General features: G+C 69.6%; 15 protein-coding genes. 7 read left to right on the plus strand and 8 right to left on the minus strand.

Translation table 11 applies throughout. The features are described from left to right. The first annotated feature begins 211 nt into the window (after positions 1-211). Positions 212-721, plus strand: a complete 510-nt coding sequence (locus ACZ5CR_RS14425; RefSeq protein WP_468857304.1) for an ATP-binding protein — start codon at positions 212-214, stop codon at positions 719-721. A gap of 66 nt (positions 722-787) precedes the next feature. Here the strand turns inward: ACZ5CR_RS14425 and ACZ5CR_RS14430 are convergent, their stop codons facing one another. From ACZ5CR_RS14430 to ACZ5CR_RS14450, 5 genes are all read right to left on the minus strand, one after another. Beyond that, a complete protein-coding gene (locus ACZ5CR_RS14430; protein WP_468857306.1) occupies positions 788-1,495 on the minus strand; it encodes a response regulator transcription factor in 708 nt (235 codons plus the stop codon). Then, the gene (locus ACZ5CR_RS14435; protein WP_468857474.1) at positions 1,492-2,616 is read right to left on the minus strand and encodes a sensor histidine kinase; all 1,125 of its coding nucleotides are present in this window, start codon (positions 2,614-2,616) and stop codon (positions 1,492-1,494) included. The genes ACZ5CR_RS14430 and ACZ5CR_RS14435 overlap by 4 nt, the downstream gene beginning before the upstream one ends. Before the next feature lie 86 nt (positions 2,617-2,702). Then, complete coding sequence (locus ACZ5CR_RS14440) at positions 2,703-3,260, minus strand: hypothetical protein (RefSeq protein ID WP_468857308.1); 558 nt, start codon at positions 3,258-3,260, stop codon at positions 2,703-2,705. Between the two features lie 329 nt (positions 3,261-3,589). After that, positions 3,590-4,147: a GNAT family N-acetyltransferase gene (locus ACZ5CR_RS14445; RefSeq protein ID WP_468857310.1), complete on the minus strand. Its 558-nt coding sequence runs from the start codon at positions 4,145-4,147 to the stop codon at positions 3,590-3,592. Between the two features lie 42 nt (positions 4,148-4,189). Beyond that, positions 4,190-4,564, minus strand: a complete 375-nt coding sequence (locus tag ACZ5CR_RS14450) for a nuclear transport factor 2 family protein (RefSeq protein WP_468857311.1) — start codon at positions 4,562-4,564, stop codon at positions 4,190-4,192. Positions 4,565-4,617: 53 nt separating this feature from the next. Between ACZ5CR_RS14450 and ACZ5CR_RS14455 the strand changes: the two genes are divergently transcribed. Beyond that, on the plus strand, positions 4,618-5,373 hold the full coding sequence (locus ACZ5CR_RS14455) for a class I SAM-dependent methyltransferase (RefSeq protein WP_468857313.1): 756 nt from the start codon (positions 4,618-4,620) through the stop codon (positions 5,371-5,373). 57 nt (positions 5,374-5,430) lie between these two features. On the opposite strand, the gene ACZ5CR_RS14460 is transcribed toward ACZ5CR_RS14455, so the two are convergent. Further along, positions 5,431-6,606 (minus strand): winged helix DNA-binding domain-containing protein, encoded by a 1,176-nt coding sequence (locus ACZ5CR_RS14460; protein ID WP_468857314.1) that lies wholly within the window; start codon positions 6,604-6,606, stop codon positions 5,431-5,433. A 146-nt stretch (positions 6,607-6,752) separates the two neighbouring features. Here ACZ5CR_RS14460 and ACZ5CR_RS14465 point away from each other — a divergent pair, with 146 nt between their 5' ends. Beyond that, a complete protein-coding gene (locus ACZ5CR_RS14465; protein ID WP_468857475.1) occupies positions 6,753-7,124 on the plus strand; it encodes a winged helix-turn-helix transcriptional regulator in 372 nt (123 codons plus the stop codon). A 275-nt stretch (positions 7,125-7,399) separates the two neighbouring features. Here the strand turns inward: ACZ5CR_RS14465 and ACZ5CR_RS14470 are convergent, their stop codons facing one another. Next, positions 7,400-7,777 carry a DUF192 domain-containing protein gene (locus ACZ5CR_RS14470; protein ID WP_468857315.1) on the minus strand — a complete coding sequence of 126 codons (378 nt, stop codon included), beginning with the start codon at positions 7,775-7,777 and terminating at the stop codon, positions 7,400-7,402. 344 nt (positions 7,778-8,121) lie between these two features. Here ACZ5CR_RS14470 and ACZ5CR_RS14475 point away from each other — a divergent pair, with 344 nt between their 5' ends. Continuing rightward, positions 8,122-8,664, plus strand: a complete 543-nt coding sequence (locus tag ACZ5CR_RS14475; RefSeq protein WP_468857317.1) for a DUF3824 domain-containing protein — start codon at positions 8,122-8,124, stop codon at positions 8,662-8,664. An 88-nt stretch (positions 8,665-8,752) separates the two neighbouring features. On the opposite strand, the gene mgrA is transcribed toward ACZ5CR_RS14475, so the two are convergent. Beyond that, positions 8,753-9,790, minus strand: coding sequence for an L-glyceraldehyde 3-phosphate reductase (mgrA, locus tag ACZ5CR_RS14480; protein WP_468857319.1), 1,038 nt, complete (start codon positions 9,788-9,790; stop codon positions 8,753-8,755). 219 nt (positions 9,791-10,009) lie between these two features. Here mgrA and ACZ5CR_RS14485 point away from each other — a divergent pair, with 219 nt between their 5' ends. The 3 genes from ACZ5CR_RS14485 to ACZ5CR_RS14495 all read left to right on the plus strand — a co-directional run bounded on the left by ACZ5CR_RS14485 (position 10,010) and on the right by ACZ5CR_RS14495 (position 13,566). Next, positions 10,010-10,771 (plus strand): isoprenyl transferase, encoded by a 762-nt coding sequence (locus ACZ5CR_RS14485; protein WP_468857476.1) that lies wholly within the window; start codon positions 10,010-10,012, stop codon positions 10,769-10,771. 330 nt (positions 10,772-11,101) lie between these two features. Beyond that, on the plus strand, positions 11,102-12,424 hold the full coding sequence (locus ACZ5CR_RS14490; protein WP_468857320.1) for a PhoH family protein: 1,323 nt from the start codon (positions 11,102-11,104) through the stop codon (positions 12,422-12,424). Positions 12,425-12,834: 410 nt separating this feature from the next. After that, positions 12,835-13,566 carry an aggregation-promoting factor C-terminal-like domain-containing protein gene (locus tag ACZ5CR_RS14495; RefSeq protein WP_468857322.1) on the plus strand — a complete coding sequence of 244 codons (732 nt, stop codon included), beginning with the start codon at positions 12,835-12,837 and terminating at the stop codon, positions 13,564-13,566. The last annotated feature ends 16 nt before the right edge of the window (positions 13,567-13,582 follow it).

Here is a 13,582-nt window from a genome sequence, read left to right on the forward strand (position 1 = left end):
TAACGCACCGATCACGCACGACGCGCAGTCGGAAGCGCATCGCGCGAGCCTGCCCGGAACCTCCTGCCCTGGGAGGGGCAGGCCGCGTCAGGGAGACAGGCCACCCACCAGTCGCACGGTCACACCAGTCGCACGGTCACACCGGTTGCACCAGCTGCACGGTCACACCAGCCGTGCCGTCACCAGCCCCCCCCACCCACGGGAGTCCGCCATGCCCGCAACAGTCTCAACCTGCCCCGACCACCTCGCCGTAGACGCCAGAACAGCGAACCCGGCGCCCTCGGCGGAAGAGTTGACCTACAGCCTCACGCTCCCCGCGAGCCTCGCGAGCGCTGCGGTGGCCAGGCGGGCCGCCAGGGTGATTCTTCAGGCCCACGGTATGCACGACGTGATGGACGCGGCCGTCCAGACGCTCGGTGAACTCGCCGCCTGTGCATGCCGGTTCACGCCCACCGCAGAGGTGTACGTCAGTCTGCGCTACCGCGACGACGCCCTGCGCGTGATCCTCTACGACGGGCACCCCCGTCACCTCAACCCCCGTCTCGCGGCGGCCTGCGAGGCCCGCCGTCGCGCGGCTCTGCGCGTACTGGCCTGCGTCGTGCGGGCCTGTGGTGGCGAGTGGGGTTTCGGGGACGCGAGGGAGCCGGGTGGCGGGACCCGGATGTGGGCGGTCCTGCCGAGGCAGGGGGCCCGGGCGTACGGGAGGCCTCGCGGTTCTTAGCGGGTGTCCGCTCTTAGCGGGTGTTCCGCGAGCTTTCGCGGTGACGCCCCGGGCACGGCGGTCGGGTCACGCCAGGCCGGCCGCGATGGCGCGACGGACGGCTTCGGCGCGGTCCTGGAAGCCGGCTTTGGCGAACAGGTTGTTGATGTGGGTCTTGACCGTGGCCTCGCTGATGAAGAGTTTCTCGGCGATGGCCCGGTTGGGCAGGCCCTGGCCTATGAGCGTGAGGACTTCGCGTTCGCGGCGGGTGAGGTCCTGGGGGAGTGGCTGAGTGCCGGTCGGCGGACGCGTGCGGACGGTGGCCAGGAGGCGGTTCTGGACCTCGCGGTCGAGCACGGACTGCCCCGCGGCGGCGGCCCGGATCGCGCGGACGATGTCCTGGCGCCCCGCGTTCTTCGTCAGATAGCCGCGGGCGCCGGCGCTCAGGGCGGCCAGGATCGAGTCGTCGTCGGCGAAGGTGGTCAGCACGACCACGGCCGTCCGTGGGTGCTCCTCGCTCAGCCGACGGGTGGCCTCGGTGCCGTCCATGACAGGCATGCGCAGGTCCATCAGTACGACGTCGACCGGTGCGGAGGCCACGGCGGCGAGCACCTCGGCGCCGTCTGCGGCGACCGCCACGACCTCGATGTCCGCTGTCATGTCGAGCACCGCGGCCAAGGGCTCGCGGACGGCGGCCTGGTCATCGGCGACGACCACCCTCAACGGCTGCGGGTTCTCTGCGTACTCTGCGTTCTCTGACTTCTGCGGGTCCTGGGGCGGTTCGTTCGTCGTCATCCTGGGATCACTGCCTCCACTTGCCAGCCGCCCCGGTCCGGTCCCTCGGTGAGCGGACCCGCGGCGGTGGTGCCGCCCAGCAGGGCGACACGTTCGCGCATTCCTATCAGTCCCATTCCGCTGCCCACACCGGCGGCCACCTCGCCGGTCGCGGGCCCGTTGCGGACGGTGAGTGTGGTCGAGGCGGCGTCGAAGGCCAACTCCACCCCGGCCTTGCCCCCAGGAGCGTGCCGGGCCGCGTTGGTCAGCGCCTCCTGTGCGATGCGCAGGAGATTCTGGGTGACCTGGGCCGGTAGCTCACGGACGTTTCCGGTGACGGTCAGGACGTCACGGTGACCGGACGATTCGACCATGGCGGTCAGGCTCTCCAGCAGCGGAAGGGAGTCCTCGCGCAGCGCGTGCACGGTCCACTGGGCCTGCTTCAAGCTCTCCTTGACCAGGCTGTGCGCCTTGTCGTGCGCCGCGCGGACCTTGTCGAGGTCGCCGGTGTCGATCAGGGCGTCCGCCAGTTCCAGATGCATGCTGATCCCGGCCAGTGAGTGCGCGAGGACATCGTGGACGTCCCGGGCGATGCGACCGCGTTCGGTGAGCACGGCCGTCTGTGCTTCGGCCTGTGCGGCCCGCTCGGCGGAGTCGACGGCCTCGACCATCGCTTCCACGGCCTGTTGTTTGCTGCGGCTCAGGATTCCGGCTACCACCGGGATACCGGTTCCGAGGCCGAAGGTCCAGGTCAGCACCTGGTGTTCGGGGCCGAGGTAGAAGTACAGGACGCCGCCGCACAGCAGGCTGGACAGGGCCGCGACCGCCAGGGCCGGTTTGAGGGCGAGACGGTAGCCGGCGTGGCCGGTGAGCAAGTAGGCGAAGAGGTAGCCGGAGCCGCTGGTGCTCACCTGCAGCAGGGCGGCAGCCGCCACGACACCGGCGGTCAGCCAGGCCAGACCGGCCCGGGGCGGGAAACTGGGCGGCAGATGCCTGGCCAGCAGGGCGACGGAGTTGACCACGAGCAGGGCGGCCACGGCCAGGCCACGGCCACTGATGCCCACCGGCCGGACCGTGGTGACCGCGATGGCGATGATCAGCAGGGTGATGACCCACTGGAGCGGGGCGTCGTGCCGGGGCATGGCCCGAGGGCCAGGCTTCCGTTCGGCGGTCTGGCCGGGGGTGGAGGAGTTGACGGAATCGAACACGGCGCGACGATAACCCGTCCTCAGAGTGCCTGGTCCGCGGTGACCACCGCGCTCCGCTCGCCCACGGCCGGCTGCTGTTGCTGCTGCTGCGCACGTGTGACCATGCGGCCGCGGATGAAGATCGTGGCAAGTCGCGTGACCACCTCGGTGAGCGCCATCAGCACGAACGCGGCCACCCAGGCGTCTCCCGTGGTGATCTGGTGGGTGGCGCTGAACCGGGCCAGGTTGTCGGCGCCGCCGTGGTCGACCCACAGCTGGAAGCCCATGCGTGCCCCCATGCCCAGCACCCACAGGATGGCGGAGACCGCGCCCGCCTTGATGAAGAGATGCGCACCGGCACTGCGGATACGGGTGTAGATGCCGCCCGCTATGCCGAGGGCCGCGCCGATGGCGACCAGCGTGCCGATCAGCACCAGGTCGTTGCCCGCGGTGGGCACGCTGCTCAGATAGGTCTGGGCCACGTAGGACACGATCCCCAGGGGGATGAGGTAGGACTTGGCGTCCAGTCGGCCTTCCCGCAACTGCCGGAAGACGATGAGGAGGAGGGCGATGTCGGTGATCCAGTCGGTCGTTGTCATGCATCCAGCCTGTCGCCACGGGCCGTTACGCGCCTGGGCCCATGGGTGGAGCCGCGGGTGGAGTTTCCCCGAGGGTCACCCACAGCTGCCGGTGGAGGCGGACCATTCAGATGCCGACGCGGCGCATCACAGCCTGTGAACGGAGGGTGGTGGCCGTTGTCATGGTGAGGAGCTCGGGCAGCTCAAGCGTCGAAGCCCGGGCCAGGGCGCGCGGGACTGCCTCGGTGACGTAGCCGTGGCCCCGGCAGAGGCGGCCACGACCACGAGCTGCTCGGGGTTGAAGCGGCGGCGTCGTCGTACAACTGCCGCCGTCGGTGGGGACGGGGGCGCTACTCCAGCCGCCCCACGCCGTCGTCCCGCCACCCCGCGTCGCCCCGCAGGACCGAGTACCGCACCCCGTCCCGCCACTGCCCGTCCCGGAACAACACGCTGCGGGAAACGCCCTCGTGGGTGAAGCCCGCCTTCTTCAGCGCTCGCTGCTCGGCGATGTTCTCGGCCTCGGTGTCCGCCTCGATGCGCGTCACGGGGGTGTGCGCGAAGAGGTAGCGCACCAGCAGCCGCTGGGCCTGGGTGCCGATGCCGCGTCCGCGGGCCTCCGGCAGCAACTGGATGCCGATGTTCCAGTAGTACGAGGTCCGGAAGACCACGACCTTCCGCCACGACACGAGGCCGAGGGTCTCGCCGCCGGAGACGACCATCAGCAGGCCTTTGTCGTCGCCGACCATGTCGCCCTCGTCCCAGCGCCGCCGAAAGGCGCGGGAGTCCCGCCACCCTTGCCACTGGAACTCCCCGCAGGCTTCCGGGTCGGTGAGGAACCGGCCGAGCAGGTCGAGATCATCCTCGCGAACGGGCCGCAGCCGCAACCGCACAAGATCGTTGTCGCTCATCGCAGCCACGGTAATCGTGAACTCGGCGGCCAAGCCCGCGATTTACCGGTCCTCAAAGGCTTGCGTCACCGCGAGGCTGTCCTCGTACACGTGATGGCGGGTGATGAGTCCGTCCTCCACCGTGAGGTGCATCGCGAATCGGGCCCGGTAGGGCTTTCCCGTCGGGCGGGCGGTCTGGCGGATCTCGCCCAGTACGACGGCGTGGGTCCCGTCCACGAGGACGTGCTCGACCTGGGTCGCGGCCTCCTCGGCCACGTGATGTTCGGCGAGCTCGCGGTAGTGGGCGGAGGCGTCGGCGCGGGTGGCGCGGTGGCGGATCCACGGGGTGGCGGCGCGGCCGTGCTCGGCCTCCGGCGGGTTCCCTCCTCGTGCGGGTGGTTGACCTTGATCCTTTCCGGCGGAGGTGGGGGCGGCCATCCCCCCCGAGTAATTGACGTGAATCGCGCCCCGTGCGGTGCGAAGATCGCTCCATGAGCAGTTTCGACGTACTTGTGGCGGAAGCGGAGTCGGCCCCGACCGACGGCTGGGACTTCTCCTGGTTCGAGGGGCGGGCCACGGAGCAGCGGCCCTGCTGGCGGTACGCCCACGCCATGGGGGAGCGCCTCGGGCAGGCCGCCGCGTCCCTCGACATCCAGACCGGCGGCGGCGAAGTCCTCGCCTCCGCGCCCGCGCTGCCGCCGCTCGCCGTCGCCACGGAGGGGTGGGCGCCGAACGTCGCCAAGGCCACCGGGCTGCTGCATCCACGGGGTGCGGTGGTCGTGGCCTCTCCGGAGGACGCGCCGTTGCCGTTCGCGGCGGAGGCGTTCGACCTGGTCACCAGCAGGCATCCGGTGAAGGCGAATTTCGACGAGATCGCGCGCGTGCTGCGTCCCGGGGGGACGTACTTCGCCCAGCACGTGGGTCCCGCCAGCGTCTTCGAGGTCGTCGAGTACTTCCTCGGGCCCCAGGCCGAGGAAGTCCGGAACGGACGCCACCCCGACGGGGAGCGGGCCGAGGCGGAGGCGGCGGGCCTGGAGATCGTCGACCTGCGGGCCGAGCGGCTGCGGATCGAGTTCTACGACATCGGCGCCGTCGTCCACTTCCTGCGGAAGGTCGTGTGGATGGTGCCGGACTTCTCGGTGGAGAAGTACGGGGCGCGGCTGCGGGAGCTGCACGAGCGGATCGAGACGGAGGGGCCCTTCGTCGCCCACAGCACACGGCACCTCTTCGACGCCCGGAAGCGCTAGGCCCGCTTCAATACCCCCACCCGCTTCAACACCCCCAAGCGCCAAAAAGCGTACGACCTACGCGTGGGCGCCCACAGTCACCTCTCCCACCACCAGCTCCGCCTGCCCCTCAAGAACTTCCCCCACCCGCTCCACCTGCCCCGCCAGCTCCCGCTCCCGCGCGGCGCTCAGCGAGCCCAGCGGCTCGACCGTGACCGTCAGTCGGCGCCCGGAGCGGCGCTGGTGCCAGACGCCCGTCACGACCCCGTCGATCAGCAGCACAGGGAAGTTGCCCGCCTGGCCCCCGGCCAGCGCCCGCTCGTAGGCCCGTCCGGGGAAGAGCCGTTCGCGCGGGTGCGAGGCGATGACGTACGCGTCGAAGTAGGGCAGCAGCCGCACGCCCCGCACCGGCTCCCCCGGGAACTCCGTGTCATCCGCGACCACCCACGCCGAAGACGAGCCGTCCATCTCCACCGCCTCGATCTCCCCGTCGGAGGCCAGCGACGCGAAGAGGTCGCGCGCCCAACCGCCCGGCGCAGCGGCCCACTTGGCGAACTCGCCCGGCGTCGCGGGCCCGTACGCGTAGAGGAAGCGCCACAGCAGACGCCGCGTGGCCACCTCGGCGGGGAGCGGCGGCTCTCCCGAGTCGTAGGAGGGACGGGTGTACGTCACCTTGCGGCCCCGGTTCGGCCCGAAGCACAGCACCCCGCGGTGGCCCGCCAGATGCATGACCGAGCGCCAGCGCGGCCACATCCCCTGGAAGGCGGGCAGAACCAGATCGCCCGCCCAGGGGCCCGTACGCGCCACCACCTCATCGCTGAGCTCGTCGATGGTCAGCCGGACCCCGTCCAACGCCTCGCCGATCGCGTTCACGATCTCCTCCGTCTGGGACGGAGTCATCCGATCGCTCGCCTTGAAAGGGCTCGGTCCGCCCGGGATCGCGGACAACGCACCGGTCCAGAGGGGGAGTTCGGTGGTCGGCAGGAAATGGATCGTGCCGCGCGGCCCGTACGTCTTGACCAGGCTCGGCTCCTCGCCCCACAGCGCGTCGCGTACGTCGTGCCGGGTCGCCCCGTCCATCCGCAGCCCCACCGACAGCTCGGCGGCGGACGACACCTGTGCCTGCGCGGCGAGCATCGCGTCGACGACCTCACCGGGCCCGGCCTCGCCCGGCTTGGCCGGTGTCCGCAGGAACTGCCGTGCCATACGACGGGCGTTGGCAGCACTCCACGTGACAGCGGACGGGGCGCTCATCGGAGGCCTCCTTCAGTACGGGGTCGATCGGTACGGTCGATCGGGTAAGTGGCTCTGCGGACACGAGGAGTGGACCATGCCGAAGCACGGCACGGAGGGCAATTCGGAGAGCGACAAGGGGGGAGGGCGGCAAGGAGGGCCAGGAGCTGTACGTCTGCGGGCTCGACGCCGCTGTTGACGTCGTCGGCGGCAAGTGGAAGCCGATGATCCTGTGGGCGCTCCACGCGGGCAGGACGCTCCGTTTCGGCGAGCTCCGGCGGCACATCGCCGGAATCAGCGAGAAGGTGCTCATCCAGCAGCTGCGCGAGCTGGATTCCGACGGCATCGTGCACCGCGAGGTGTACCGGGGGGTGCACCGCGAGGTGTACCGGGAGGTGCCGCCGAAGGTCGAGTACTCCCTGACCGCCCTCGGCCTGTCCCTGAACGAAGCGCTGATTCCGCTGGGTGTGTGGGGCGACGAGCACATGGAGCGGCTGGTGGCCGACCGCGAGTGCAAGAAGGAAGGCACGGCCGCCTGACGGTAGAGCGTGGACAACGCCTGACGGGAAAACCGGGCGAGTGGTTGCGTGGCTCGTCGATCGTTAGCCAAGTGATCCCTGAGGGTCCCAAGTGGTCCCCAAATGGGTTGCGTTGATTCCGCATCGTTATCGAGACCCGCTCGATCCGGGCGCGCACATCACGTAAGTTCAGACCAAGGCGAATTCGCGTGAGCAAATAAGGTCACGTGTGCGGGGGGGGGGGGGGGGGGGGGGGGGGGGGGGGGGGGTCCCCCCCCCCCCCCCCCCCCTCGCCCTCAGCCCCTCCCGCCGGAGCCGACGGGGGCACCGGGGTCATCAGAATCACCGGCCCGCGTCTCGACCCGCGCACCCCGGCGCACACCCCACCCGGCCATCGCCCCGGCCTCCGCCTCCAGGACGTACCGGGCCCGCAGCCGTGGCCGCCCGATCCGCCCTGGACACATCGTCCGCACGGACAGCACCCGCAGCTCCCGGTCCAGGTACGCCACGTCGATGGCGAACCGCATCCGCACCGTGTGCACGCTGTTCGCCGGGCTCAGGAGCAGCGCCCCGGCCACCCCGTCCCTGCCGAGCAGCCCGCGCCGCCGCGCACCGGCGGACCCCGCGATCTCCAGGGGGATCGTCCGGCCGGTCGGGAGCAGAAGCGTCGCCATGCGAGCCGAAGCTAGCGGCCCGCCCGCCCGCCGCGTCAAGCGGGCACCCGCACCCCGTCCCTCCTATGGGCTACAGCCCGTGTGGGCCGAAATTTGCCGCTGGGGCCGAAATCCGTTGGGGGAACAGGGCCCCGGAGTCGTCGGCCGGTTCCGGAGAGTAGTTGTCGAGCGCCAATGCGCGCAGCATCACTTACGAAGGGTTATGGTGGAAACCCCCCCTCGGGCCGGTCCATCTCCCCCCCATGGACCGGCCCGATTTTTTGTGCCCGGACGCCGGACCCCTCGCCGCCCGCGCCGCGAACCGGCCCATCACGGAGCTGAAGCGTCCGGATATGGTCAGGGACATGTCGAACCAGTTCCCCCCGCCACCCCATGACCCGCAGGCCAACCAGGCCAACCAGGCCAACCCGGCCAACCCGGCCAGTCACGCCAATCCGGCCAACCCCCCGTCGGGCCTCCCCGGTTACCCCGGCCCGGCGCAGGATCCCGGGTACGGATACGGGTACGGATACGGGCCCGTCGTCCCGCAGAGCATGCCCGGCGTCGTCCGCGCCGCACAGATAGTCGTCTGGGTCCTCAGCGGACTCGTCCTGCTCGGCACGATCGGGATCGCGGCCTCGGGCGACGCGCAGACGGCCGGAGCGGCCGCAGGCGTGAACCTGTGCCTCCTGGTGGCCGGCGGCTTTGCCTTCACGTTCAAGAACGCGGGTAACGGCGTCCGCGTGACCTGCATCGTCCTGATGAGCGTGCAGATCGCCTTCGGGCTCGGCGGCCTCGCCTCCGGAAACCCGGGCGGCCTCCTGGGTCTGCTCGGCTCGGCCGCCTCGGTCATCCTGCTCGCCCAGGGTGCCGCGGGCGCCTGGTTCAAGCGCCCGCGCACCCACTAGGCGCGCCCGCGCCCCCACGAGGCGCGTCCCGCATTCACGAGGCGCGTCCCCTATATAGGGGACGCGACCGTCTCCAGGGGAGTGACCGTCAGTTCCGCCCGGCCCAGATGTTGGTGCCGGGCGTGGAGACCGCGTACGTGTCGATCTCGGTGAGCTCCTCGTCCGTGAGCTTCGGACCGGCCAGCGCCGCCACGTTCTCCTCGAGCTGCTTCACGCTGGAGGCGCCGATGAGCGCGGAGGTCATCCGCTCGTCGCGCAGGACCCAGTTGAGCGCCAGTTGCGCGAGCGACTGATCGCGGCGGGCCGCGATGTCGTTCAGGCCGTTGAGCCGGCGCACGACCTCGTCGCTCAGGAGATCGGGGTCGAGGGACTTGCCCTGCGTGGCGCGCGAACCTTCCGGAATGCCCTTGAGGTACTTGTTCGTGAGCAGCCCCTGTGCCAGCGGCACGAACGAGATGCAGCCCATCCCCGCACCCTCAAGAGTGTCGAGCAGGCCGTCGTCCTCGGTCCAGCGGTTGATCATCGAGTACGAGGGCTGGTGGATGAGGGCGGGAACGCCCATCTCCCGCAGCAGCCGCGCCGCTTCGGCGGTCTGCTCGCTGTTGTACGAGGAGACGCCCACGTACAGCGCCTTGCCCTGCTGGACGGCGGACGCGAGCGCGCCCATCGTCTCCTCCAGCGGGGTGTTGGGGTCGAAGCGGTGCGAGTAGAAGATGTCGACGTAGTCGACGCCCATCCGCTTCAGCGAGGCGTCGAGCGACGAGAGCAGGTACTTGCGCGAACCCCATTCGCCGTACGGGCCGGGGTGCATGAGGTAGCCGGCCTTGGTCGAGAGGACCAGTTCATCGCGGTACGGGGCGAAGTCCTGCGCGAACAGCTTGCCGAAGTTGAGCTCGGCGGAACCGGCCGGCGGCCCGTAGTTGTTCGCCAGGTCGAAGTGCGTGACGCCCAGGTCGAAGGCGCGGCGCAGGATCGCGCGCTGGCTCGCCAGGGACTTGTCGTCACCGAAGTTGTGCCACAGGCCGAGGGAGACGGCGGGGAGCTTCAGGCCGCTGCGGCCCGTGCGCCGGTACTCCATGGCGTCGTAACGGTCCGCTGCCGCTTGGTACAGAGACGTGTCGTTCATGGGTACGAAGCTACTTCAGCTCCGGATCTTCCCATGTCCAGGCTCGGATCTTCCGAGGGTTGGCCCCTGATCTTCCGAGGGCCGGGCCCCGATCTTCCGAGGGCCGGTCCCGGATCATCGCGCGAGCGGATACCCGCTCACCCGAGAGCAGAGGCATGCCCTCACAGCGGTAGGCTTTCGCCTTCGGGGACTGCCATCTGCATGGAGGGGCTGACAGAAGTGAACCTGCGCGACCTGGTGTACGGACTTTACGCACGCCGGGTGGAAGGCCGCCTCGACCACGACCAGGTGCCCAAGCACATCGGGGTCATCCTCGACGGCAACAGGCGCTGGGCCAAGGCGTCCGGCGGGACCACCGAACAGGGACACCAGGCGGGTGCGTACAAGATCGAGGAGTTCCTCGGCTGGTGCGCCGAGACGGACGTCGAGGTCGTCACTCTCTGGATGCTCTCCACGGACAACCTCGACCGCCCCGAGCAGGAGTTGATCCCGCTCCTCGGCATCATCGAGGACACGGTCCGCGGCCTCGCGGCCGACGGCCGCTGGCGCGTGCACCACGTGGGCACGAAGGACCTGCTGCCCGACCGCACCCAGGCCGTCCTCAAGGAGGCCGAGCAGTCCACCCACGGCAACGCCGGGATACTGGTCAACGTGGCCGTCGGGTACGGCGGCCGACAGGAGATCGCCGACGCGGTCCGCTCGCTGATCCTCGACCACGCGGACAAGGGCACGAGCCTGGAGGACGTCGCCGAGGCCGTCGACGTCGATCTGATCTCCAAGCACCTCTACACGCGCGGCCAGCCGGACCCCGACCTTGTGATCCGAACGAGTGGTGAGCAGCGCCTGTCAGGCTTCATGCTCTGGCAGTCGGCCCACTCCGAGTACTACTTCTGTGAAGTTTTCTGGCCGGCCTTCCGCAAGGTCGACTTCCTGCGCGCGCTGCGTGATTACGCGGCCCGGCACCGGCGCTTCGGCGGCTGACACCCACGAGGTGTCCGTGCGGTACTCATGTCGGTGAGGCGTGAGTAACCCAGAGTTCACGGACGCGCCGTCATATGCCCTGGCATGGCTGCGCGTGTTCGAGGGAATAAGCCTTCCAGGTCGACATCCGATTCACGGATGTCGTATCTCAGCGGGCGGCATGGGGCCGTCCGCCCGGGAGGCCCTTTGCACCAGGACGACCGTGCGGTGAGTACGGGCGAAGTGGAGGGCCGGAGCTCGGCCCGCGCACTGCGGCACGAGACCGGTCCGGACTTCTCCCGGCATCCTTCCCGTCGCTCCCCGACCTCATCCGAGGGGGTACGTCCTTCCGTGGTGACCAGCACGAAGCGCCGCATGCCCGACAGGCGCACCTATGTTCTCGACACCAGCGTTCTGCTCGCTGACCCGAATGCCATGTACCGCTTCGACGAGCACGAAGTAGTGCTCCCCGTCGTCGTGGTCACGGAGCTCGAGGCGAAGCGGCACCATCCGGAGCTCGGCTACTTCGCCCGGCAGGCCCTGCGCCTGCTGGACGACTGCCGGGTCCGGCACGGTCGTCTGGACGCGCCGATCCCGATCGGCGATCTGGGCGGCACGCTGCGCGTCGAGCTCAACCACTCCGATCCCGGCGTGCTCCCGGCCGGCTACCGGTTGGGGGACAACGACTCACGGATTCTCGCCGTCGCGCGCAACCTCCAGGCAGAGGGATACGACGTCACTGTCGTGTCGAAGGACCTGCCTCTGAGGATCAAGGCGTCCTCGGTCGGCCTCCTCGCGGAGGAGTATCGCGCCGAGCTCGCCATCACGGACTCCGGCTGGACCGGAATGTCCGAACTGACCCTCTCCGGGGAGCAGGTGGACCTCCTCTTCGAGGAAGACACCCTGTATGTGCCGGAAGCGGCCGACCTGCCCGTCCACACGGGCCTCACCATCCAGTCCGAGAAGGGCAAGGCGCTCGGCCGTGTCACGGCCGAGGGCAACGTCCGTCTCGTACGCGGCGATCGCGAGGCCTTCGGCCTCAAGGGGAGGAGTGCGGAGCAGCGCATCGCGCTGGATCTGCTGCTCGATCCGGACATCGGCATCGTGTCGATGGGCGGCCGGGCGGGCACCGGCAAGTCGGCTCTCGCGCTCTGTGCAGGACTCGAAGCCGTCCTGGAGCGCCGACAGCACCAGAAGGTGATGGTCTTCAGGCCGCTGTACGCGGTGGGCGGGCAGGAGCTCGGCTATCTGCCCGGCACCGAGGCCGAGAAGATGGGTCCCTGGGCGCAGGCGGTCTTCGACACGCTCGGCTCGGTGGCGGGAAAGGCGGTCATCGAGGAGGTGACGGCGCGCGGCATGCTCGAAGTGCTCCCGCTCACCCACATCCGCGGGCGCTCGTTGCATGACGCGTTCGTGATCGTCGACGAGGCCCAATCCCTGGAGCGAAACGTTCTTCTGACCGTTCTGTCCAGGATCGGGGCGAACTCCCGAGTCGTCCTCACCCACGACGTCGCCCAGCGCGACAACCTTCGAGTGGGTCGGTACGACGGGGTAGTTGCCGTGGTCGAGAAGCTGAAGGGCCATCCGCTCTTCGCCCACGTCACGCTCACCCGCTCCGAGCGTTCGCAGATCGCGGCGCTCGTGACCGAAATGCTGGAGGACGGGCAGATCTGAACCAGTTCACCCTGTTTACGCGGTAGTTGGCGCCGCCCGGCGAAGCGAAGGAGCCTAGCCGGGCGGCGTCATGGCGTCCGCCCTTTTCCGAAAAACTCCTGGGGCAAACGAGGTGTGAGCTTTCACACGGCACGGAGAATTGCCTTGCGGCCTCCGGCTGGGGCAGAGTCTGGGTCCTGTCAGGCCCCGCATGCGACACACCTGTACCCCCAGCGGTACCGCAACCCGGAAACACCAGAACTTCATAGTGGCCGTCGCATGCCGCCCGAAGCACCACGCGGCACTCCCTTCACGGGAGTTGCCCACCGGGCCCGTGCCTCCCGTGACCGAGAACCAAGCGGAGGCCAGCGTCCAGGGGCACGATTGCGTCCGCGAGGTCACCTATGCGGGCGATGCTGGAAGGAAACCGTGTGAGCCGGATTTCGGTCCGGGGATTCGCCGTGGCATCCGCCACCGCGGTCACCACTGTCGGCGCTGTCGTTGGTGTCGCTTCGGGCAGCACCCCGGGCGCCTCGAACGACAACGACTTCGAGGCGACGGCGAGCGAAGCGACACTCCTCGCAGACATCCCCGCGGGTCAGCAGGCCCAGGTACAGACCGCGTCCCTGACGCAGCAGGCCGACGCACAGGCCATGGCTGCCGACACGGCTGCGAAGAAGTCGGCGGCTGAAGCGGCGCGTAAGCAGGCCGCGGAGTCGGCCATCGCGAAGCAGAAGGCCGCGGCGAAGGCGGAGAAGCAGGAGGCCGCCGACAAGGCGGCAGCCAAGAAGGAGCGCGAGGAGCAGGCCGAGACCAAGGCCAGCCGTTCCTCCACGCGCGACGCCGGCGACTTCGCCAAGCAGTCCTCGTACTCCGTCTCGCAGGTCCAGGCGATGGCACGGCAGATGGTCCCCGGTGACCAGTTCCAGTGCTTCAGCAACATCGTCAACCACGAGTCCACCTGGAACTACCAGGCCAGCAACGCCTCTTCGGGCGCCTACGGTCTCGTCCAGGCGCTGCCCGGCTCCAAGATGTCCTCGGCCGGAGCCGACTGGCAGACGAACCCCGCCACGCAGATCAAGTGGGGTCTGGGCTACATGAACGACCGCTACGGAAGCCCGTGCGGAGCCTGGGACTTCTGGCAGGCGAACAACTGGTACTGAGCCGCTGATCGCTCAA

This window comes from Streptomyces sp. NPDC031274 (genome assembly GCF_055570235.1).

What these genes read in the sequence shown, in the direction of transcription:
- ACZ5CR_RS14460 (WP_468857314.1), bottom strand. Translation starts at nt 6,606, where the DNA reads ATGAGCGCCCCGTCCGCTGTCACGTGGAGTGCTGCCAACGCCCGTCGT.
- ACZ5CR_RS14445 (WP_468857310.1), bottom strand. Translation starts at nt 4,147, where the DNA reads ATGAGCGACAACGATCTTGTGCGGTTGCGGCTGCGGCCCGTTCGCGAG.
- ACZ5CR_RS14435 (WP_468857474.1), bottom strand. Translation starts at nt 2,616, where the DNA reads ATGCCCCGGCACGACGCCCCGCTCCAGTGGGTCATCACCCTGCTGATC.
- ACZ5CR_RS14470 (WP_468857315.1), bottom strand. Translation starts at nt 7,777, where the DNA reads ATGGCGACGCTTCTGCTCCCGACCGGCCGGACGATCCCCCTGGAGATC.
- ACZ5CR_RS14440 (WP_468857308.1), bottom strand. Translation starts at nt 3,260, where the DNA reads ATGACAACGACCGACTGGATCACCGACATCGCCCTCCTCCTCATCGTC.
- ACZ5CR_RS14475 (WP_468857317.1), top strand. Translation starts at nt 8,122, where the DNA reads ATGTCGAACCAGTTCCCCCCGCCACCCCATGACCCGCAGGCCAACCAG.
- mgrA (WP_468857319.1), bottom strand. Translation starts at nt 9,790, where the DNA reads ATGAACGACACGTCTCTGTACCAAGCGGCAGCGGACCGTTACGACGCC.
- ACZ5CR_RS14425 (WP_468857304.1), top strand. Translation starts at nt 212, where the DNA reads ATGCCCGCAACAGTCTCAACCTGCCCCGACCACCTCGCCGTAGACGCC.
- ACZ5CR_RS14450 (WP_468857311.1), bottom strand. Translation starts at nt 4,564, where the DNA reads ATGGCCGCCCCCACCTCCGCCGGAAAGGATCAAGGTCAACCACCCGCA.
- ACZ5CR_RS14455 (WP_468857313.1), top strand. Translation starts at nt 4,618, where the DNA reads ATGAGCAGTTTCGACGTACTTGTGGCGGAAGCGGAGTCGGCCCCGACC.
- ACZ5CR_RS14430 (WP_468857306.1), bottom strand. Translation starts at nt 1,495, where the DNA reads ATGACGACGAACGAACCGCCCCAGGACCCGCAGAAGTCAGAGAACGCA.